The 18302-nt window shown below is 35.8% G+C and carries 22 protein-coding genes and 1 tRNA gene; 10 read left to right on the top strand and 13 right to left on the bottom strand.

Annotation, left to right across the window (positions count from 1 at the left end):
• The first annotated feature begins 46 nt into the window (after positions 1-46).
• The gene (locus tag Q3Y49_RS16030) at positions 47-505 is read left to right on the top strand and encodes a hypothetical protein (protein WP_303269563.1); all 459 of its coding nucleotides are present in this window, start codon (positions 47-49) and stop codon (positions 503-505) included.
• A gap of 115 nt (positions 506-620) precedes the next feature.
• Here Q3Y49_RS16030 and Q3Y49_RS16025 read toward each other — a convergent pair whose 3' ends face one another.
• Complete coding sequence (locus Q3Y49_RS16025; RefSeq protein ID WP_303269561.1) at positions 621-1082, bottom strand: DinB family protein; 462 nt, start codon at positions 1080-1082, stop codon at positions 621-623.
• Positions 1083-1190: 108 nt separating this feature from the next.
• Between Q3Y49_RS16025 and Q3Y49_RS16020 the strand changes: the two genes are divergently transcribed.
• Positions 1191-3215 (top strand): NADPH-dependent 2,4-dienoyl-CoA reductase, encoded by a 2025-nt coding sequence (locus tag Q3Y49_RS16020; RefSeq protein ID WP_303269560.1) that lies wholly within the window; start codon positions 1191-1193, stop codon positions 3213-3215.
• 77 nt (positions 3216-3292) lie between these two features.
• Here Q3Y49_RS16020 and Q3Y49_RS16015 read toward each other — a convergent pair whose 3' ends face one another.
• The 10 genes from Q3Y49_RS16015 to Q3Y49_RS15970 form a co-directional block, all read right to left on the bottom strand.
• Positions 3293-3535, bottom strand: coding sequence for a hypothetical protein (locus Q3Y49_RS16015; protein WP_303269559.1), 243 nt, complete (start codon positions 3533-3535; stop codon positions 3293-3295).
• Positions 3536-3600: 65 nt separating this feature from the next.
• Entirely contained in the window at positions 3601-4161 is a 561-nt protein-coding gene (locus Q3Y49_RS16010; RefSeq protein ID WP_303269558.1) for a hypothetical protein, read from the bottom strand.
• 101 nt (positions 4162-4262) lie between these two features.
• A complete protein-coding gene (locus Q3Y49_RS16005) occupies positions 4263-4718 on the bottom strand; it encodes a thioredoxin family protein (protein WP_303269557.1) in 456 nt (151 codons plus the stop codon).
• A 28-nt stretch (positions 4719-4746) separates the two neighbouring features.
• Entirely contained in the window at positions 4747-5628 is an 882-nt protein-coding gene (locus Q3Y49_RS16000; protein WP_303269556.1) for a metal ABC transporter permease, read from the bottom strand.
• Positions 5629-5684: 56 nt separating this feature from the next.
• The gene (azu, locus tag Q3Y49_RS15995) at positions 5685-6263 is read right to left on the bottom strand and encodes an azurin (protein ID WP_303269555.1); all 579 of its coding nucleotides are present in this window, start codon (positions 6261-6263) and stop codon (positions 5685-5687) included.
• 69 nt (positions 6264-6332) lie between these two features.
• Positions 6333-7625 carry a metal ABC transporter permease gene (locus tag Q3Y49_RS15990; protein ID WP_303269554.1) on the bottom strand — a complete coding sequence of 431 codons (1293 nt, stop codon included), beginning with the start codon at positions 7623-7625 and terminating at the stop codon, positions 6333-6335.
• Position 7626: 1 nt separating this feature from the next.
• Positions 7627-8412, bottom strand: coding sequence for a metal ABC transporter ATP-binding protein (locus Q3Y49_RS15985; RefSeq protein WP_303269553.1), 786 nt, complete (start codon positions 8410-8412; stop codon positions 7627-7629).
• Entirely contained in the window at positions 8405-9352 is a 948-nt protein-coding gene (locus Q3Y49_RS15980) for a metal ABC transporter solute-binding protein, Zn/Mn family (RefSeq protein ID WP_303269552.1), read from the bottom strand. The genes Q3Y49_RS15985 and Q3Y49_RS15980 overlap by 8 nt, the downstream gene beginning before the upstream one ends.
• Positions 9333-9995 (bottom strand): metal-dependent transcriptional regulator, encoded by a 663-nt coding sequence (locus Q3Y49_RS15975; protein ID WP_303269551.1) that lies wholly within the window; start codon positions 9993-9995, stop codon positions 9333-9335. Before Q3Y49_RS15975 ends, Q3Y49_RS15980 begins: the two co-directional genes overlap by 20 nt.
• A 129-nt stretch (positions 9996-10124) precedes the next feature.
• Positions 10125-11258: a glycosyltransferase gene (locus tag Q3Y49_RS15970; RefSeq protein ID WP_303269550.1), complete on the bottom strand. Its 1134-nt coding sequence runs from the start codon at positions 11256-11258 to the stop codon at positions 10125-10127.
• 22 nt (positions 11259-11280) lie between these two features.
• Between Q3Y49_RS15970 and Q3Y49_RS15965 the strand changes: the two genes are divergently transcribed.
• The 3 genes from Q3Y49_RS15965 (at position 11281) to Q3Y49_RS15955 (ending at position 13665) form a co-directional block, all read left to right on the top strand.
• Positions 11281-12096, top strand: a complete 816-nt coding sequence (locus Q3Y49_RS15965; protein ID WP_303269548.1) for a 2,3,4,5-tetrahydropyridine-2,6-dicarboxylate N-succinyltransferase — start codon at positions 11281-11283, stop codon at positions 12094-12096.
• Between the two features lie 45 nt (positions 12097-12141).
• On the top strand, positions 12142-12990 hold the full coding sequence (locus tag Q3Y49_RS15960; RefSeq protein WP_303269547.1) for a DUF3108 domain-containing protein: 849 nt from the start codon (positions 12142-12144) through the stop codon (positions 12988-12990).
• A gap of 81 nt (positions 12991-13071) precedes the next feature.
• A complete protein-coding gene (locus Q3Y49_RS15955) occupies positions 13072-13665 on the top strand; it encodes a tetratricopeptide repeat protein (RefSeq protein ID WP_303269545.1) in 594 nt (197 codons plus the stop codon).
• A 244-nt stretch (positions 13666-13909) separates the two neighbouring features.
• Here the strand turns inward: Q3Y49_RS15955 and Q3Y49_RS15950 are convergent.
• Positions 13910-13983 (bottom strand) — tRNA-Met (locus Q3Y49_RS15950).
• Between the two features lie 274 nt (positions 13984-14257).
• Between Q3Y49_RS15950 and Q3Y49_RS15945 the strand changes: the two genes are divergently transcribed.
• From Q3Y49_RS15945 to Q3Y49_RS15925, 5 genes are all read left to right on the top strand, one after another.
• Positions 14258-14647, top strand: a complete 390-nt coding sequence (locus Q3Y49_RS15945; protein ID WP_303269543.1) for an START-like domain-containing protein — start codon at positions 14258-14260, stop codon at positions 14645-14647.
• Between the two features lie 95 nt (positions 14648-14742).
• The gene (locus Q3Y49_RS15940; protein WP_303269541.1) at positions 14743-15420 is read left to right on the top strand and encodes a molecular chaperone DnaJ; all 678 of its coding nucleotides are present in this window, start codon (positions 14743-14745) and stop codon (positions 15418-15420) included.
• A 202-nt stretch (positions 15421-15622) separates the two neighbouring features.
• Entirely contained in the window at positions 15623-16015 is a 393-nt protein-coding gene (locus Q3Y49_RS15935) for a hypothetical protein (RefSeq protein ID WP_303269539.1), read from the top strand.
• 115 nt (positions 16016-16130) lie between these two features.
• Positions 16131-17105 carry a YheT family hydrolase gene (locus tag Q3Y49_RS15930; RefSeq protein WP_303269538.1) on the top strand — a complete coding sequence of 325 codons (975 nt, stop codon included), beginning with the start codon at positions 16131-16133 and terminating at the stop codon, positions 17103-17105.
• The gene (locus tag Q3Y49_RS15925; RefSeq protein WP_303269537.1) at positions 17102-17719 is read left to right on the top strand and encodes a hypothetical protein; all 618 of its coding nucleotides are present in this window, start codon (positions 17102-17104) and stop codon (positions 17717-17719) included. The genes Q3Y49_RS15930 and Q3Y49_RS15925 overlap by 4 nt, the downstream gene beginning before the upstream one ends.
• On the opposite strand, the gene Q3Y49_RS15920 is transcribed toward Q3Y49_RS15925, so the two are convergent.
• Positions 17709-18128 (bottom strand): nucleoside deaminase, encoded by a 420-nt coding sequence (locus Q3Y49_RS15920; RefSeq protein ID WP_303269536.1) that lies wholly within the window; start codon positions 18126-18128, stop codon positions 17709-17711. The genes Q3Y49_RS15925 and Q3Y49_RS15920 overlap by 11 nt on opposite strands.
• Positions 18129-18302: the final 174 nt, after the last annotated feature.

Raw genomic sequence — 18302 nt, 5'->3', positions numbered from 1 at the left:
TTTGAATTTTAAACAGAAGTTTTCTTTAGATTGACTATAACCGTTTATGAGAAACTTACTATTTATAATAATTCCATTTCTAATGTTTTTTTCCTGCAAAGAAGAAACAGTAGAGGAGGAGTTGGAGCCAATCGATAAAGATTCTTTATATGGAAAATGGCAATTAGTGGAAGAATGGGATGCGATTAGCGGATATTATGATGTAGAAGATGGTTATTTTATAACTTTGAACTCTGATTCATCTTTTTTAACAACACAACGAGGGGTAGGATGTCCTGATGGCAGAAAAGAAGGTTTTTTTGAATTGTCTTCGAATAGTATAAGCGACATGTTATACATAGAATTAGATAGTGTAATTGAGGAATATGATGATTTTGTACCCCGTCTTTTTAATCGTTATGAATTAGAAGATGGTTTTTTAAAGTTACGGCCTCATGAAGATGTGAATACATGTTATGAAGGTTGTTGGGAACGTTTTAAAAAGGTAGCTAATGAGGAGAAATAAGCTGATAGCTTTTAAGACTTGTACTACAACAATTTGAAAAAAAACTACAACGTAATTTCCCCTTTGGGGATTAAGGGGCTTCCCCTGGTCTTAGCGCCTCGCTAAGACCAAAATGTTAATAACCCAAAGCTCTTTTTAATGCCAAAACATAGCCTAAATGCACTGCTTCATGTATATTGTTAAACTGCAAAGCATCATTAAAACTATTTAAGGTTATTCCAAAGCTGGTTTCGTAAGGCTGATAGTCATCAAATCTCATTTCCCGAATATCATAGCTTAGTTGCTCATCGGCAATTTTTCCCAATTCAAAAATATTCGCCAATTCAGTTTTTGGATTTTCAATCTCAGAGGGAAAACTTCCTTTTTTATATCGTTTAATAAAATCAGTAGGGAGTGTAAAATCTAAACCTGACATACCATAAAGTAAAACATTTTGGGTAACTACCGCATGGCCGATATTCCAAAGAATGTGATTATTGAAGCCAGCCGGAATCATCACTAGATCTGCTTCATTTACTTTTTCCACGGCCTTTTCAAAATTATTTCTGATAACCGTATGATTGGTGATTACTTGCATTTTCTTTCAGTTTTGTGACGAAAATACCAATAAATTCACGATATTTTAATGCTTTTAGAAAAGATTATATAAATTGCTAATTGTTCGGCATGCATACTAAATTTAATTATGGCACATTCAACTTATCCGCACTTATTTGAACCTTTAGACTTAGGCTATACTCAATTGAAAAACAGAGTTCTAATGGGTTCCATGCATACTGGTTTAGAAGAAGCTAAAGATGGCTTCGAGAAAATGGCTGCTTTTTATGCAGAAAGGGCAAAAGGCGGTGCCGGATTGATTGTGACGGGTGGGGTTTCTCCTAATTGGCAAGGATGGTTAAAGCCTTTTTCTATTCAAATGACAAAAAAGAGCCATGCCAAGAAACATAAAATCATCACCAATGCAGTTCATGAAGCAGGTGGTAAAATATGCATGCAGATTCTACATGCCGGTAGATACGGTTATCATCCGTTTAGTTTAGCACCTTCTGCCATCAAAGCGCCTATAAATCCTTTTAAGCCCTGGAAGATGTCTTCTAGAAGAATAAAATCCACTATTAGAGATTATGCAAAATCAGCTCAATTAGCGAAGTCAGCAGGTTATGATGGGGTGGAAATAATGGGATCTGAAGGTTATTTAATTAATCAATTTATTGTAAAACACACCAATAAGAGAACAGATGAATGGGGAGGGAGTTACGAAAACCGAATTAAATTTCCAATTGAGATCGCCAAAGCCGTAAGAGAAGCCGTTGGAAAAGATTTCATTATTATTTTCCGTTTATCCATGTTGGATTTAATTCCGGATGGCAGTACTTGGCAAGAAGTGGTACAATTAGCCAAGGAATTGGAAAAGTCCGGAGTTAGTATCATTAATACTGGTATTGGTTGGCATGAGGCGAGAGTCCCAACAATTGTAACTAGCGTACCAAGAGCAGCTTTTACTTGGGTGACCGAAAGAATGAAAGAAGAAGTAAGTATTCCTTTAATTACCACAAACCGTATTAACATGCCGCAGACAGCTGAAGAGATTTTATCTTCAGGTCAGGCAGACATGGTATCCATGGCTCGACCATTTTTGGCCGATCCGGAAATCATCAATAAATCGGAGCAAGGAAGAGAGGATGAAATCAATACCTGCATTGCCTGTAATCAAGCGTGCTTAGATCATGTATTCAAAAATATTACAAGTAGCTGTTTAGTGAACCCAAGAGCTTGCCATGAAACAGAACTAGTTTCCCAACCGCTTAAGCAAACTAAAAAGCTGGCGGTAGTTGGAGCAGGGCCAGCTGGATTGGCTTTTAGCACTGAAGCAGCAAAACGTGGACACGAAGTAACTTTATTTGATGCAGCAGAAGAGATTGGCGGCCAGTTCAATATGGCGAAACAGATCCCAGGCAAAGAAGAGTTTTACGAGACCTTGCGTTATTATAAAAAGCAGTTAGAGTTAACGGGAGTTAATTTACAGTTAGGTGAAAAAGTAGCAGCTGAAGAATTAAAAGAATTTGACGAGGTAGTTGTAGCCACAGGAGTTAATCCTCGTGATCCAAAAATACCGGGTCAGGAAAATGAAAAAGTGCTTTCATACATTGATGTGCTGAAATCACATAAGCCAGTGGGTAAAAAAGTAGCTATAATTGGGGCAGGAGGTATTGGTTTTGATGTTGCCGAATATCTCACTCATCCTGAGGAAGAAAATCATGATGACTTGCAATCTTTTTTTAAGGAATGGGGAGTAGATATGGATTTCGAAAAAAGGGGAGGAGTGGAAGGAAAACCTATCAAAATAGAAGCGCCAAGAGAAATTGTAATGTTTCAGCGTTCGGAGGGTAAAATGGGAGCGAGGCTAGGTAAGACCACAGGCTGGGTACACAGAAATTCATTACGCAATCGCCAAGTGAAAATGGTGACCAATGTTCAATATGATAAAATTGATGATAAAGGCTTGTATATTACTAAAGATGGAAAGCAAGAGTTAGTAGAGGTGGATCATATTATTTTATGTGCTGGACAATTGCCAGAAAAAAGTTTATTCAACTCCCTTGCCGAACAAGGAATAAAATCGCATTTAATAGGAGGAGCCTTTGAAGCTGCTGAATTGGATGCCAAAAAAGCGATTAAGCAAGCAACGGAACTCGCTTTAAAAATATAAATCGGGATATGAGTAAGGCATGAAATTACCCAATTTTAACCTGTTATGATTAAGTTAGTAGGATGCTCTGTATGAAGTTATTGACAAGGCTGATAATATGAGATATTAGCACGATAAGCGGCAGCTTCGGTGTCAGCTCCCGGATGTGATTCATAACGTTCAATAATCCATGTTTGCCATGTATCATCAACATTTACCAATGAGTCTCCTAGAATTTCTTCAACTACCTCAGGTGTCATTTCCCGTCCCCCGTACATAATTTCCAATGTGGCATGACGGCCATAGGTTTCATCCACAAATCGGAACCATGAAGCACGCATCGTGTAGGACTGATGTGCACAAGACAGATTGAGTTCTTCATGTGAAGTTCGAAGTAATGCAAGTGTTAGCCCCCCTGTGATACCCAGTGACCAGCAACTACGTTTTCGTTGAAACCGTAAAATGGAAACCCAGTCTTTTCTGGGTCGATGAGCTGTGCTACGTACTCCGCCCAAGCCTCATTGTAGAAACCGAGAGACGACCACTCTAGTGCACCGAGCTTAACAGAGGTACTAAATGCAATGGCATGCACCAGTTCATGAGTGAAGAGTGACCAGTACCCTCCTTCAGAAGCTGAGTAGCGCCACAGCTGTATAGTTCCGTTGCTATCTACATATGGTCCTTGAGTTTCATAATTGCCGTTTAGCTTTACGGCAATGGCCGAGTCGAGTTGAAAATCCGTGGGAATAATCTTAGTTAAGGCGGTGTATAACTTTTCTGCTCGTTTGATACCTTCCTGCATTTCTTCTATCGAGCTTGTTTGTGTGGTTGCAGTGAACAAGAAGTGCTCACTGGAGAGTTCCAATGGTTTTGCAAAGAATCTGCATCCACTCATTATAGTCATGATAATGCATGCACTTATGCCTACTGATGTTCTGAACACTATTCCCTTTTTGGATTTTATCATATATGCACTAACAAAGATGTAACCTAGCGTTAGATACCTCAATTTGCAGGTGAATCAGTGTAGAAAAAACCATCTGCATGAAATTCCTTCGATTAATTTTGCTATTCCCATTGAAGAATTTTCTCTAAAGTATCCTTGAATTTCTTAGCATTTTGATAGCCAGGCACAGGCTGAATGGTTTTAAAATCTTCTTTTATATAGACTATAGTGGGGTAACCCGTAACACCCATGGATCGGGCAATCATTTGAGCTGTTGTAGTATCTCCAGCCATTGTTATAGGTTCAGTATTTTCCGCATTTAGTTTTACGGCATAGAAACTTTCATTCACCATTTCGACAACTTCTGGATCTGAAAATGTTTCTTTATCCATTTTTTTGCACCACCCACACCAGTTGGTATACACATCCACAAATATTTTTCTAGGCTCTTTCTGATTGAGCTTATAAGCTTCAGTGATTGTTAGCCAGTTAATTTCTTTTTCGGTTTTAGGCTTAATTGTAAAACCAACAAGCACTAGTGCCCCAATAAACAGTATGCTTAAAAAATAATTCTTCATGTTAACACATATTACGTCAGTAATAAAATTACGCTTTTATTGATTCAAAGTTTGTAACCTTGGTGACCTTTTTGCTTTTGATCCTTACGTATGCAAAAACAACAGCAAAAATTAATCCACAAACGGTAGCCATCGCACCAGCTATCGAGGCGTTTAATGCTACAGCCAGATAATAGCCGAAAAAAGCGCATAAAAAACCAATCAAGCAAGTAAGCCAAATCATGTTTTTTAAATTATTTGTAATTAAGTATGCTGATGCTGCTGGTGCAATTAAAAAAGCAACAACTAATATAGCTCCTACCGATTCAAAAGATGCCACTGTAGTGAAAGAGACTAATGCCATTAATAAATAATTCCACAAAGTAGCTGAGATTCCAAGTGCTACTGCGTATTCCGGATCAAATGAGGTGATTTTGAGTTGTTTAAAGCCAAAAACAACAAAAAGAATCACTAATATTAATACCGATCCAATCAAATAGATGGCCTGTGGACCAATGTCCATTCCAGATGATAAAATGATTGTATCCAGAGGAACATAGGCAATTTCGCCATACAGTACACACTCTTGATCTAGATCAACCTGTCCTGTATAAGCTGAAATTAGTATTACTCCTATTGCAAATAACCATGTGAAGGTTACACCTATGGATGCATCGGTTTGTAGTTTACCTTGCTTATGAAGGAATTCAATAATGATGGTAGTGAGTACTCCTAAAGTTCCTGCACCTAGAAGCATGGTCACAGAATCACGACTTCCTGAAAAAAGGAAAGCCATTACAATGCCCGGCAGAATTGCATGGGAAATGGCATCTCCTACCATAGCCATTTTTCGTAGAACCAAAAAACAGCCTAGAATTCCACAAGCAGTGGCTACCAAAGTACCTGTTAAGATGATGTAAAATCCGGACATATTTGGAATTTAAAAAAAAAGGTGTCATTTAACATGTAATGACACCTTTAAATCTTTTATTGAACTATAAATTTACCTTTCATTAAAGCAACATGGCCTGGAAATGAACAGATAAAGTCGTATGTTCCTTTCTCTGGTGCCTCAAAGGTAATCGTAGTTTCTTCTCCACCGCCTAAAGTTTTGGTGTTAGCAATAACTTTACTTGCTTCGGCTTCAGGTATATAATCGTTATCAGCCGCTCCTGCTGCTTTTTGACCAAATTCCATTATGTCTGTTCCTTTAGTCAAAAGCACCCAATTGTGGCCCATTTGCTGTTTAGTCATTTTGCCCACGTGTTTCAATGTCAGCTTAACGGTAGAACCTGCTTTTACTTTCATCTCATCAAGATTAAACCTCATTTGATCATTTCCTTCGATCGTAATTTCTACCACATCTTGTTCATTTTTATTTGCAGCATCTTCTTCTGACTTTGATGCCTCTGGAGATTCTGCGCGTTCTTTAGCCTTTTGCTGCATGATCTCTTTCGAGGTCATCGTTTTTTCCTTGGTAGTAGATTCTTCTTGAGAACCATTTCCACCACATGCAATGAATAAGCTTATACTTATTATGCCGAATGTTAATTTTAATAATCTCATAATATTATTTTTTTAATTGTTTCTATGTATTCAATCGTCTGAATAGTGGATATGTTTTGCTTTTTCGTATTAATTATATGGTATTTTCGAATTATGTGGATCTACTTCAGGATATCCTAATTTTTCTTCAAGTTTTCTCTCCAGTTCAGGCGTTATTATGTGCTCTATTGTGTCAGCATCCTCATGTACATGATCAGGAGCAATCCGTAAATATTCTGTTAAATAGAGTTCCCAAAGTCTATGTAATTTCACTAATCTAGCTGCCTTTCTTTGTCCATAATCTGAAAGGAAAAATCCTGCTTGATTCCGCTTCAAATATCCTTGTCTTTTTAGCCTAACAAGAATCCTCTTCATTAGTCGAAGGCTATAATATCTTTTTTCTCTTAGTTTTTCTAATGATTTAGGTTCGCCAAATGAATTTTCAAATTCCGCTATTTGATGAAATGCTTTCAAAATATTTTCATCTTGAATCTGCTTCCTATTTTTCAGTTGCTGCCATAATCTTGAGAAATATCCTTTTTTTGGTGCAAATAATATTGAAAAGATAGCGAACATCGATAACACCATCACCACCCAGGGACCTGTGGGCATATTTGGAGCGATATAACTTATAAATGCTCCTGAAACACCAGAAAAGCCACCTATAAAAGCAGCTAGTATTAAGATTATGGATAGGCTGCCAGACCAATACTTAGCAGCTGCAGTTGGAGTAATCAAAAGTGCAGCCATTAAAACTACACCTACCGCTTGAATACCTGTAACTACTGCTAATACGGTCAAAGAACTTAGAAGAAATTCAATCCATTTTACAGGTAGACCTACAGACTGCGCAAAATCTTTATCGTAAGTGATTAGTTTTAATTCCTTATAAAAGAGCAAAATCATAAAGATAAGAATGATACTGATTGCCGAAAAAACAACCACATCCTGAGCTAACATGCTAGCTGCTTTGCCAAAAAGAAATGAATCTAGTCCAGTTTGAGCTGCATTGCCTGATTGCTGTATATAGGTGAGAAGCATAATTCCCACGCCAAAAAATACAGACAAGATAAGTCCAATTGCGGTATCTTCCTTAATTTTTGACTTCTTTACGATGTAATCAACGGCAATAATCGATAACCATCCTGTGAAAAAAGCCCCCGATATTAATAAGAAATAGTTCTTAGTGCCACTTAAAATAAAAGCTAAACAGACACCAGGAAGAATAGCATGCGCAATTGCATCACCAATTAAAGCTTTTTTCTTAAAGAAAGTAAATGCTCCAACAACAGCAGCGCCAGCTCCCAAAATTATGGTACCTAAAGATACATAAATTACATTGGCATCGTTAAAATCAAAAAAGCTGAGTGCGTTTTCCCACATACTATTCTCTGTTTGGAAATCTATTTTTTTGAATCAAATCACTTATTTCAGTCAATAAGGTTAGTTTACCACCATAAGTTTCTTGCAAGAGTTCAGGTGTAAAAGCCTCGTTTATAGGTCCTGAGGCAACCAATCGCATATTTAAGAGGATAATCCAATCAAAATATTTTGCAACTGATTGCAAATCATGATGAACTACAATCACTGTTTTGTTTTGGGCCGACATTTCACCCAACAACTCAATTATAGCTTTTTCTGTGGAGGCGTCCACACCCGCAAAAGGCTCATCCATAAAATAGATGTCTGCTTGTTGGGCCAGTGCGCGAGCTAAGAAAACCCTTTGTTGCTGTCCACCCGAAAGCTGAGATATTTGGCGATCTTTAAACTGTTCCATACCCACTTTTCTTAGGCTATCCATTACAATTTCTTTGTCTGCCTTTTTTGGTCTATTGAAAATGCCCAGTTGCCCGTATCTGCCCATCATCACCACTTCATAAACGGAGGTGGGGAAGTCCCAATCTACACTTTCCCTTTGTGGAACATAACTGATTTTGTGGCGCATTTCTTCTAGGGGCTTACCATTAATCTGAATATACCCACTATTGAGGGGAAGTAAACCCATTATCGCTTTCAATAAAGTCGATTTTCCGGCACCATTCGGCCCAATAATTCCAATTAGTTGTCCCTCAGGTAGACTTAAGTCAACGTCCCACAGAACGGGTTTCCGTTCATAAGCAACAGAAAGATCGTGTATTTCGATAATAGGATTTTCAACTTGTCTAATCATTTTCTATATTTTTTGATTCTATCAATAATCCAGAGACAATCTTTTCTACATTTGAATCAACCATTCCAATATAGGTCCCTTCATAGGTCCCCACTTCTCCCATAGCATCAGAATATAAACTTCCACCAATAACAACCTTATGACCCTGACTTCTACAGCCTTCTAAAACGGCTTGAATTGCTTTTTTAGAAACGGATGTTTCAGTATAAATAGCTGGGATATCTTTTGTTGCTATGTAATCCACCAAATTACTAATATCCCGCAAGCCAAACTCTGAAAGGGTTGAGATGCCTTGTAAACCTCGTACTTCTATATTGTAAGCCCTTCCAAAATAACCAAAGGCATCATGAGCAGTGACTAAAACTCTTTTGTTATCTGGAATTCTATTAGTTTGGTATTCAACAGCTTGATGTAGACTATCCAATTTGTACGTAAATTTTTCGGTATTAGAACGATAGAGATCTTGATTAATGCTGTCGGTCTTTATCAATTCAAAACTTAGTAATTCAATGGCTTGTTTCCATAAACTTACATCAAACCAAATATGCGGATCAACGGCACCTTGAAACTCTGTATTATTCAGATGAGTTTCATTTGGAAGTAGTTCAGCCATCGCAATAACTGTCTTTTTTCTCTTGAGCTTCTGAAGGATTTCCCCCATCTTTCCTTCCAAAAATAGGCCGTTATAAACAATGATATCTGCTTGTTGTAATTTTTGCAAATCACCTTGGGTAGCTTTGTACAAATGAGGATCCACACCAGGTCCCATCAAAGCATCAACTTTTGCTTTATTTCCAACTATATTTCCTACTGCGTCCTTAATCATTCCGGTGGTACAAACTATATACGTTTGCTGGCCTTTTTTTTCTGTATTAGTACAAGAAAATGATAAACTAAGAATGAAAAAAAAGAGTACTATTTTAGTGAGTGACCAATACATTTTCTGCTACTTCTTTACTGATGAATAATTTATTTTTCCCGTCAACGAGTATTTCCATGGAACCGTCAAACTCTACTTTTTCGGTAACCTTAGTTTTGGCTCCAAGATAAATTCCTATACGATCTAAATGTTGCAAAAATATGGAGTTTGTATCTTTGACTGCCACCACAATTCCATCCCCTGAGATCTCAACTTCGGCCAGTGGTACTTGGGGCTTTTCTTTGAATAATCCATTTTCGTCAGGAATAGGATCACCATGTGGATCGAACTTTGGATGCCCTAAAAATTCATCTAATCTTTGGATCAATAGGGGAGACTTAATGTGTTCTAATTGCTCAGCAATTTCATGCACTTGATCCCAATTGAATTTCAATTTTTCCACCAAGAACACTTCCCAAAGGCGGTGCTTACGGATGACTTGCAAGGCAGCGATTTTGCCTTTCTCAGAAATTTTTACGCCCTGATATTTCCGGTAAACGACCATTTCTTTTTCAGATAGTCTCCGCAACATATCGGATACGGAAGCAGCTTTGGTGTCCATTTCTTCCGCAATGGAATTGGTAGTAACATCCAACTCTCCAGCATTTGAAAGATGGTAAACAGCTTTCAGATAATTTTCTTCAGCGAAACTTAATTTCTTCATTCCAAATCATATTTACTGCAAAGTAAAATAAAATTAGGTTAATCTAAAAATATTTTCAATAAATATTTAAAACTCGCTTTAAATGCTGATAAGTAGTATTTTTATCAATGTTTAGCTAAGGCTAAAAAATTAATTAGACAAAACATTGTCAATGAATTTTTCGAGCGTTGCCTCCTGGCTTTTCCATTGAATTTCAGATTTGGGCCGAAATCTGTAATATTCAGTTGCATAGAGTTGTTTTAAAATGGTAGCCGTATTATTTGGATGTTGGTAATTAACACATATGCCAGCATTATATTTTTCTAAAAAAGCTTTCCATCTTGTGTGAGGAGGGATAATCATAGGTATTCCTAGTGCCAAGTAGTCATATATCTTAGTTGGAAAGCGACCTTTAATATTGTAATTTAAATGATAAGGGAGTAGGGCTACATCAGAGTTCTTGATTTGATCAATTACTTCTGTTTGCGGGATCGGGCTGTCATTTGCTATTAGCTTAATAAAACTTTGGTTTTCGCATTCCTTTTGTAGTAATTTAAAGTATTTATAATCAGATGAATAACCTACAATTATTAAAGTAATTTTGGGATTAAGTTTATACAGTTGTTTACAGAAATCTACGGCTTCAATTGTTCCATATGACTCACCAATGGTCCCACTATATATAAATTTTATAGGCATACCCTCTGCTATGATAATAGGTTTATCAATCTCCTGTATTGGTTGTACAGATTTATTCAATAGCTTGATATAAGGCTTCTTATGGAAGAAATTAAGTTGGTTTATATAACAATCTTCAGCTAGGAAGTAGCCGCTCACGAAGTATTTAGAAGCCCCTTCTGTGAAATATAAGAATAGGAGTGAGATGATTTTAGTAATGCTGTTATCTACAGCACTATATTTTACATTTAATCTATAGTTTTCCTGTATGTCGTATATTATTCTAGTACCAAATAATATTTTGATTAAATACATAACCCACAGTAATTCAGGTGTGTTGACTATTATGAGTTTAGGTTTTAGTTTAATAAATTTTTTGAGTACAGAAAAAGGAGCAAATAGCCTTTTTACTGAATTTCTTCTGAATTTAAATACAGGATGGAGAAAAATATTTTCATGTTGATATTTCTTTTTTGAATCAAACCCTATGATATTTACCTCATATTTATTTGTTTGCGCTAATGATTGTCCAATCTTGTAGCAAGAACGAACATCATCAACAGGTTTGAGAACCGAAGTGATTAATACTTTTATTTTATCATCCACAGATTAAAGATATAAACAGAAAATGGAATTTAAAGAATTTATTGAAAAGGCTTGGGACAATAGAGAATTATTAAAAGATAAAGATACACAGATAGCGGTGAAGACTGTAGTGGAGGAGTTGGACCATGGAAAAATTAGAGTTGCCGAACCTGATGGCAACGGAAATTGGAAGGTAAATGAATGGATAAAAAAAGCGGTGATCTTATACTTCCCTCTTCAAAAAATGCAATCTATAAATGTTGGCCCTTTTGAATTTCATGATAAAATAAAGCTAAAAACCGGCTATGAAAAATTGGGCGTTCGTGTGGTCCCTCATGCGATTGCTAGATATGGATCCTTCGTGAATGAAGGTGTCGTTATGATGCCATCTTATGTTAACATTGGAGCTTATGTAGATAGCGGTACAATGGTTGATACCTGGGCAACAGTAGGTAGTTGTGCGCAAATCGGAAAGAATGTGCACCTTAGTGGAGGTGTAGGAATTGGCGGAGTTTTGGAACCGGTTCAAGCTGCTCCAGTTATTGTAGAGGACAATGCATTTATTGGTTCGCGCTGTATAATTGTTGAAGGAGTTCGGATTGGAAAAGAAGCGGTTTTAGGTGCTAATGTTACTTTAACTGCAAGTTCTAAAATCATTGATGTTACTGGAAAAGAACCGGTAGAACATCTTGGATATGTTCCAGAAAGATCGGTTGTAATTCCAGGGTCTTTTACTAAAAAATTTCCAGCAGGTGAATATCAAGTTCCTTGCGCGTTGATTATTGGTAAAAGAAAGGAAAGTACGGATAAGAAGACTTCATTAAATGCGGCACTTCGAGAGAATAATGTTGCCGTTTAGTCGTTTACAAATTGTTTGGCATCTAATTTGAAGAACAGTCTATTTATGAAGAAGTTGTTACTAATTTGCCTCTCTGGATTATTTATATGTAGTGCTGTTGGGCAGAGATATGAAGATTTATACTCGGAAATACCTCAAGAAGATTTTCCCGTCATAGAGAATGTCCCCTTTGAAGCTGGTGAGGAAATTGAGTATAAAATCTATTATAGTTTTATTACCGTGGGGAAAGGACAACTGAAAGTTCATAAAAACCCCTATAAAATCAATAACAGAGCGGCTTACAAAGTGGATGTAAAAGCAAAAACCACTGGCATGGTTGACTGGGTAGCCAAAATCGATGACCATTGGGGTGGCTACATTGACACTGCTTCATTGGTGCCTCATCAATCTTATAGATTTATTAAAGAAGGGAATTACAGAAAAAATGAGATAGTTAAATATGATCATAACTCCCAAATGTTGGAAATTAAAAGTATGGGGAGAAAAGATGACGACTTTGGAGAACCCATGTACTATGAATTCCCACCACAGATTAGAGATTTGATCAGTGGCTTTGCTTATTTCAGGGCAGTAGATTTTGATACTTTAATGCCACAGGATACTATTAAGATTCCTGCATTTTTTGAAGATACATTTTATAATCTGGAAATTGTTTATTTGGGAGATGAAACCCTGGAGTTGGAGATAGGAAAAGTGCGAGCGCATAAAGTTACACCTGTAATGCCCGAAACTAAAATATTTGATGGTGAAAATTCAATATTAGGTTGGTTCTCCGCTGATAAAAATAAAATCCCGCTAAAAATAAATGCAAAGCTCTATGTTGGTTCAGGTGGATTGGAAATAACGTCCTTTAGAAATATTAAATATCCCATCAACTTTGATATGAGTAATTAACACCAAGGTATCGGTGTGCTCTTTATTTGGCATTTCTAACTCAATTGAGTTACTTTTGCATTTTAATTTTAAAAATCAAGAATGAAGAACTTAGTATTATTACTTATTTTCCCAGTATTTTTCTTTTCATGCGAAGAAAAAAATGAGCTTGACAAAGCTAATCAACTTTACAATGAAGAGAATTACGAAGCTGCAATTCAATTTTACAATAAGCATCTGGAGATGAAGCCTGCCGATGAAATAGCTATCTATAATCGTGGCCGTGCATATGAGGAATTAGGACAATACGATAAAGCAGTTCAGGATTTCTTAGAAGTCATAGATATAGACCCAAGAAATACGGGTGCTTTTTTAAGTTATGGTAAGCATTTCTACAGGGAGAAAGACTATGAAAATGCAGCCTTTCAATTTGAAAAGGCTTATAAACTAAATACAAATTCTACGAGATCGGCTACCTTATTAGCTAGAGCCTACCATAAAGCTGGGAAAGTAGAGGACGCAATGGAATATTATAATATTGCCATAAATAACGATAAAGATAATGCAGAGGCTTATTTATATAGGGGAGCTTTAAAAGTTCATTTGAATCAATCAGGTGCATGCAATGATATCCAATTGGCTAAGAATATAGGGTATGATGGTGCCGAAGAATTATATAATAAATACTGTAATTGATTCTTTAAATTAAGCAGTACTGTATCCAGGCGAAAATTTCTAATTTTCGCCTTTTTTGTTTTTACTATCGACTTTCTACCAAAAACTGCCGTCCACTAGTTGGCGGATATGAATCATGCGCCTTAAGCAACTGAGTCTGCTCAATGAGTTCTTCGGACAGTTTATAATAATTTATTGAAGCAATCATAGTCACTAATACAGCGAGCATATAACAAAAAAGGCAGCCGAAGCTGCCTTTAAATAGTAGCGAGAAGCAGATTTGAACTGCCGACCTCAGGGTTATGAATCCTGCGCTCTAACCAACTGAGCTACCTCGCCATTTAATTTATTTCAATAATTTAAGTTCTTCTATCGAGAGAGAATCAGATTTGTTTCTTTGCATATTAGCTGAAACTTCCGCTTCTACAGCCAAACTAACTTGCTTCGACCTCATTTATTTTAACACCTAAATCCTCTTGATTTATTTGTCTGTCCGAAATTGGAGTGCAAACATAATGAATTATGATTTCATAATCCAAAAAAAATTGAAAAAGAATTTATTGTGATATATCATATTTAATCCTAACTTATCGACTATTAAAATGAATAGGTTATGGGACTGAAAAAATTTACCGGAGACTTCGAAATAAATGCCTCAAAAAAAATGCTGTATCCATATATTAGTACAGCAAGCGGCTTGTCACAATGGTTTGCTGATGATGTAAATATTAATGAGGACAAGGAGTATAATTTTATATATGATGATGAAGATCATCCGGCAATAATGGCTGGGCATAGGGTGAATCAATTTGTTAAGTTTGAGTTTCCTGAAGAAGGTGAAGAGGATGATCCGGCTTTTATAGAAATTCATTTAGATGAAAATGAGCTGACTCAATCCATGTACATGAAAGTTGTTGACTATTCTGATTTCGAGGATGAACAGGAGCAATATGAAGTATGGGAAGGTTTAATAAACAACTTAAAGGAAATAGTAGGGGGTTAATTTTTCTGTGACTTTTGGAATCTTTTTTAAGTTTGTTCGTTAGTAGAGATAGTATTAAAAAAAGCCAGTCTAAGCAGTTATTGTAGCATAATAAAATGAAGTATTTTTTTTCTATTCTAATTTTCTCTTTCCTATTTAATTTCGAGAATTCAGTAGCTCAAAATCAAAAAGAATCATTAAATTTTTACTATGAAAATGCTCAAAGTGCCATGGAAACTGGTGATTATGAGACCGCAAACACCCAATTCAGAAAAATTCTAAAATTAGGAGTCAAGCTTCCTTCTGAAATGCCTTATTTATTTGCAAAAACTTTATTTGAAGTAGGTCAATATCAAAATAGTCAAAGCTTTTTGGATAAGTATTTTGAAATAATGGGTAAAGCTGGTACCTATTATGACAATGCAGAAGAACTAAAAAAGCTATTGGCACTTCAACTCAATAAAAGTCTTTCATGTCAATATTGTGATTTGAGTGGCTACAGACTGGAAACTTGTGTAACCTGCAATGGTGAAAAACAATTGCTAAAAAAATGTGATTATTGTGAAGCAAAAGGAAAAGTTGGATGTACTGCCTGCAGTGGAGATGGTGTTTTAATTCAACTGGGTGCTATGGGAAATAGGAGTTATAAAACATGCCATCAATGTAACGGTGAAGGTATTAATATATGCCCAGTTTGCGAGGGTGACAAAGAGCTTTACACTTATTGTCCCAATTGCTTGGGTAGTGGTAGCACCAGCACTGAAAAAATTTGTAATCATACCGAGCATAATTAGCCTTTTCACTATCGTAATAAGTAGAGTTCCATGGTTTATGTCCTTGACCCTATACCTATACTTTATCGTAAAGATTTTACTTTTTATCTAAAAAGATAAATTTATTTAAGTCATTTTAATGATTTACTTCTTTATTTTAATATTATTTGTTTAATTAGTACCGAATTAAATAAGTGATAAAAAATAATAAAATATTATAATTATGTCGTATTGTAAAGTTGTTGAGCATAAAGGGGTAAAAATAGTTTATACTGATATTGAAAACACCAACGGAAACGAAGCTATTCCAGCATTTGATGCAGTGCAGAAATTGGTTGCAGAATTTCCGGATAAATCAGTTTTGTCCTGTGTGAATGCAACTAATGCTAGGTTTAATAAGGATCTTCTCTCTAAAATTAAAGAAACAGTAAAGAAGAATAATCCAAAAGTGAAAGTTACTGTTGTTTGTGGTTTAAGTAAGCTATCGACATTGATTCTAAATTCCATTATTGCGGCTACTGGAAGAAAAATGAAACTATTAGATTCTGTTGAAGATGGAAAGGAATGGCTTTATCAGTATGAAATTAACAGTGTTCAGCAGTCTGAAACGGCCTGAACTTGCACGAAATATTTATTCCAGACCCAATTGGAAACAATTGGGTTTTTTTATGCTTTTACAATGTGTCAACGCCCGCAGTTTGTTATCTTCGATCCTTTTAAAATAGTAATGAATGCCAATAATCAAGAACACCCATTATAAACCCCCATTTTACCTTTTCAATCAGCATTTAGAAACAATAGTTCCTAGTGCCATCAGAAAAGTAAAAGGAGTAAAATACGAGAGAGAAAGGATAGAGACTCAGGATGGCGATTTTTTGGACATTGATTGGGTTAAGAATAATAATTCTCGTTTAATTATTGCTTCTCATGGATTAGAAGGAAGTTCAGATAGACCCTATATCCAGGGGATTGCAAAACTGTTTTCTCAAAATAATTGGGATGTATTGGCATGGAATTGTAGAAGTTGCAGTGGCGAAATGAATCGTAAAAAGTTTCTGTATCACCATGGATTCACCCAAGATGTAGAAGAAGTGGTGAGTAGAGCAATAGCAAATGGCTACAAGGAAATTGTACTCATAGGATTTAGTATGGGTGGTAGTTTGACTTTAAAGTATGTAGGCGAAAACGGCCAGGATTTATATCCTCAAATTAAAGGGGCTATGGCAGTGAGTGTTCCTTGTAATTTATCAAGTAGCTCAAAAATGCTTGCTCTGAAGAAAAATAAGTTCTATCAAAATCGATTTATGAGGAAGTTAGATATTAAGTTAAGACAAAAAAATGAACAATACCCTGGCTTACTAGAGATTAGGCATTGGAAGTCATTCAGAGATTTTCATGATTTTGACACTCACTATTCTGCAAAAATATTTGGATACCAAGATGCACAAGATTTTTATGATAGCGTGCAGTGTCTTCCGCATTTGATGAATATAAAAGTTCCTACTTTAATCTTAAACGCTTTAAATGATCCAATGCTAACTGGTGATTGTTATCCAGAATCACAGGCAGAAGCAAACCAAAACATTTTACTGGAGCTAACCACTCACGGAGGTCATGTTGGCTTTCTACAAATGGGAAAAGTTTATACCTATGCTGAGGAAAGAGCATTGACATTTTTTAATGAAACTTTGAGGGTATATCAATGAAAAAGGAAGTCATTCAGAATTTAGAAGATTTTTTTAATGACTTTCAATATTTCAAAATGGAAGGCTATGATGCTTTCCATCAATCTTTTTTAAAAGGACGTAAAATAATTGTTGGTAATATCACTCCCTACGAAGATGGTTTAATGCTGGAAATTCAACTAGCACTAACAATTGATCAAGTAGAAGATTTAATTTTTAGATTTTACAATCAAGATTTTACAAATCTGAAACTCACTTATTGGGAAAACCTTAGTCAAATATCAGAGGGGCTCTCAAAAAGAAGCTTTATTCAAAATACTGTTGAGCTTCGCAAAGCTTTATATGAAATAGAAAGCGCCTTAGTTAAGAGAGGCTTCAGTTGGTTGGATGAATTCACTGATTTGAAAATTCTGTCCGATTATATACAGAATTTAATTTTCGCTGAAAATCTAAGACCTAAAAACTTGTTCAAACTTTGTCAAAGAAGTTATTTGTTAAGATTGATTTTACACGAGCAGATGACTGAAGCAACTTTTTATGATTACTATGAAGAATTGCAAGCTCATAAAATACCAGAACATCAACTCGAAGAGTTTATTGCTTTCCGTAAATATTTGGCTTCAGTTATTTTTTAAAAAGATCCTCACATTCTTCTGCTAAAATACCACCACTTATAATGGGTCCAAACCAGGCTTCTGCTGCTATTTGTTTTGCTCTAATATTAATTTGTTTCCCATATTTCGAGGCCGTAGGGATGTCACAACCGTAGATTACTTCACCAATCCCTGCCCAAATGATGGCTGACATACACATCGGGCAAGGTTCTACAGTGGTGATTATCATCAATTCTTCTGCTCTATCATGATCCAATTGTTTTAGTTTATTAATGGCATTTATTTCTGCATGAGCCACTGCTCCATCATGAATAGTGGTATTGTATCCACTGACGTGTTGACCTTCTGGGTCTACTATTATAGCTCCAAAAGGAGTTTTACTTTCTTTGGCTAAATCAATTGCCATTTTCATCCAAAATTGAGTATTCATGTATTTAAATTTTGTTTTTGTTGATCATAAGTTTTCATAGCTTGCAAAGGGAGCCTATCAGAATCAAGCATGAAGGGAATTTCTAAAATCATTTTTTTAGTAGGAATATGTCGATTTAACCTGATTTTTTTAGCTTTTATTTTAAAGGTATGTACATTTTCTATTTTGTGATTA

The organism is Marivirga harenae (assembly GCF_030534335.1).
Lineage (GTDB): Bacteria > Bacteroidota > Bacteroidia > Cytophagales > Cyclobacteriaceae > Marivirga > Marivirga harenae.
Note: the sequence above shows the minus strand (reverse complement) of the source record. Positions and strands in the feature narration are given on the sequence as shown.

What these genes read in the sequence shown, in the direction of transcription:
- Q3Y49_RS15925 (WP_303269537.1), top strand. Translation starts at nt 17,102, where the DNA reads ATGAAAAAGGAAGTCATTCAGAATTTAGAAGATTTTTTTAATGACTTT.
- Q3Y49_RS15985 (WP_303269553.1), bottom strand. Translation starts at nt 8,412, where the DNA reads ATGATTAGACAAGTTGAAAATCCTATTATCGAAATACACGATCTTTCT.
- Q3Y49_RS15940 (WP_303269541.1), top strand. Translation starts at nt 14,743, where the DNA reads ATGAAGTATTTTTTTTCTATTCTAATTTTCTCTTTCCTATTTAATTTC.
- Q3Y49_RS15960 (WP_303269547.1), top strand. Translation starts at nt 12,142, where the DNA reads ATGAAGAAGTTGTTACTAATTTGCCTCTCTGGATTATTTATATGTAGT.
- Q3Y49_RS15965 (WP_303269548.1), top strand. Translation starts at nt 11,281, where the DNA reads ATGGAATTTAAAGAATTTATTGAAAAGGCTTGGGACAATAGAGAATTA.
- Q3Y49_RS16005 (WP_303269557.1), bottom strand. Translation starts at nt 4,718, where the DNA reads ATGAAGAATTATTTTTTAAGCATACTGTTTATTGGGGCACTAGTGCTT.
- Q3Y49_RS15980 (WP_303269552.1), bottom strand. Translation starts at nt 9,352, where the DNA reads ATGTATTGGTCACTCACTAAAATAGTACTCTTTTTTTTCATTCTTAGT.
- Q3Y49_RS16030 (WP_303269563.1), top strand. Translation starts at nt 47, where the DNA reads ATGAGAAACTTACTATTTATAATAATTCCATTTCTAATGTTTTTTTCC.
- Q3Y49_RS15945 (WP_303269543.1), top strand. Translation starts at nt 14,258, where the DNA reads ATGGGACTGAAAAAATTTACCGGAGACTTCGAAATAAATGCCTCAAAA.
- Q3Y49_RS15920 (WP_303269536.1), bottom strand. Translation starts at nt 18,128, where the DNA reads ATGAATACTCAATTTTGGATGAAAATGGCAATTGATTTAGCCAAAGAA.
- Q3Y49_RS16025 (WP_303269561.1), bottom strand. Translation starts at nt 1,082, where the DNA reads ATGCAAGTAATCACCAATCATACGGTTATCAGAAATAATTTTGAAAAG.
- Q3Y49_RS16000 (WP_303269556.1), bottom strand. Translation starts at nt 5,628, where the DNA reads ATGTCCGGATTTTACATCATCTTAACAGGTACTTTGGTAGCCACTGCT.
- Q3Y49_RS15990 (WP_303269554.1), bottom strand. Translation starts at nt 7,625, where the DNA reads ATGTGGGAAAACGCACTCAGCTTTTTTGATTTTAACGATGCCAATGTA.
- Q3Y49_RS16015 (WP_303269559.1), bottom strand. Translation starts at nt 3,535, where the DNA reads ATGCGTGCTTCATGGTTCCGATTTGTGGATGAAACCTATGGCCGTCAT.
- Q3Y49_RS15935 (WP_303269539.1), top strand. Translation starts at nt 15,623, where the DNA reads ATGTCGTATTGTAAAGTTGTTGAGCATAAAGGGGTAAAAATAGTTTAT.
- azu (WP_303269555.1), bottom strand. Translation starts at nt 6,263, where the DNA reads ATGAGATTATTAAAATTAACATTCGGCATAATAAGTATAAGCTTATTC.
- Q3Y49_RS15975 (WP_303269551.1), bottom strand. Translation starts at nt 9,995, where the DNA reads ATGAAGAAATTAAGTTTCGCTGAAGAAAATTATCTGAAAGCTGTTTAC.
- Q3Y49_RS16020 (WP_303269560.1), top strand. Translation starts at nt 1,191, where the DNA reads ATGGCACATTCAACTTATCCGCACTTATTTGAACCTTTAGACTTAGGC.
- Q3Y49_RS15955 (WP_303269545.1), top strand. Translation starts at nt 13,072, where the DNA reads ATGAAGAACTTAGTATTATTACTTATTTTCCCAGTATTTTTCTTTTCA.
- Q3Y49_RS15930 (WP_303269538.1), top strand. Translation starts at nt 16,131, where the DNA reads ATGCCAATAATCAAGAACACCCATTATAAACCCCCATTTTACCTTTTC.
- Q3Y49_RS16010 (WP_303269558.1), bottom strand. Translation starts at nt 4,161, where the DNA reads ATGATAAAATCCAAAAAGGGAATAGTGTTCAGAACATCAGTAGGCATA.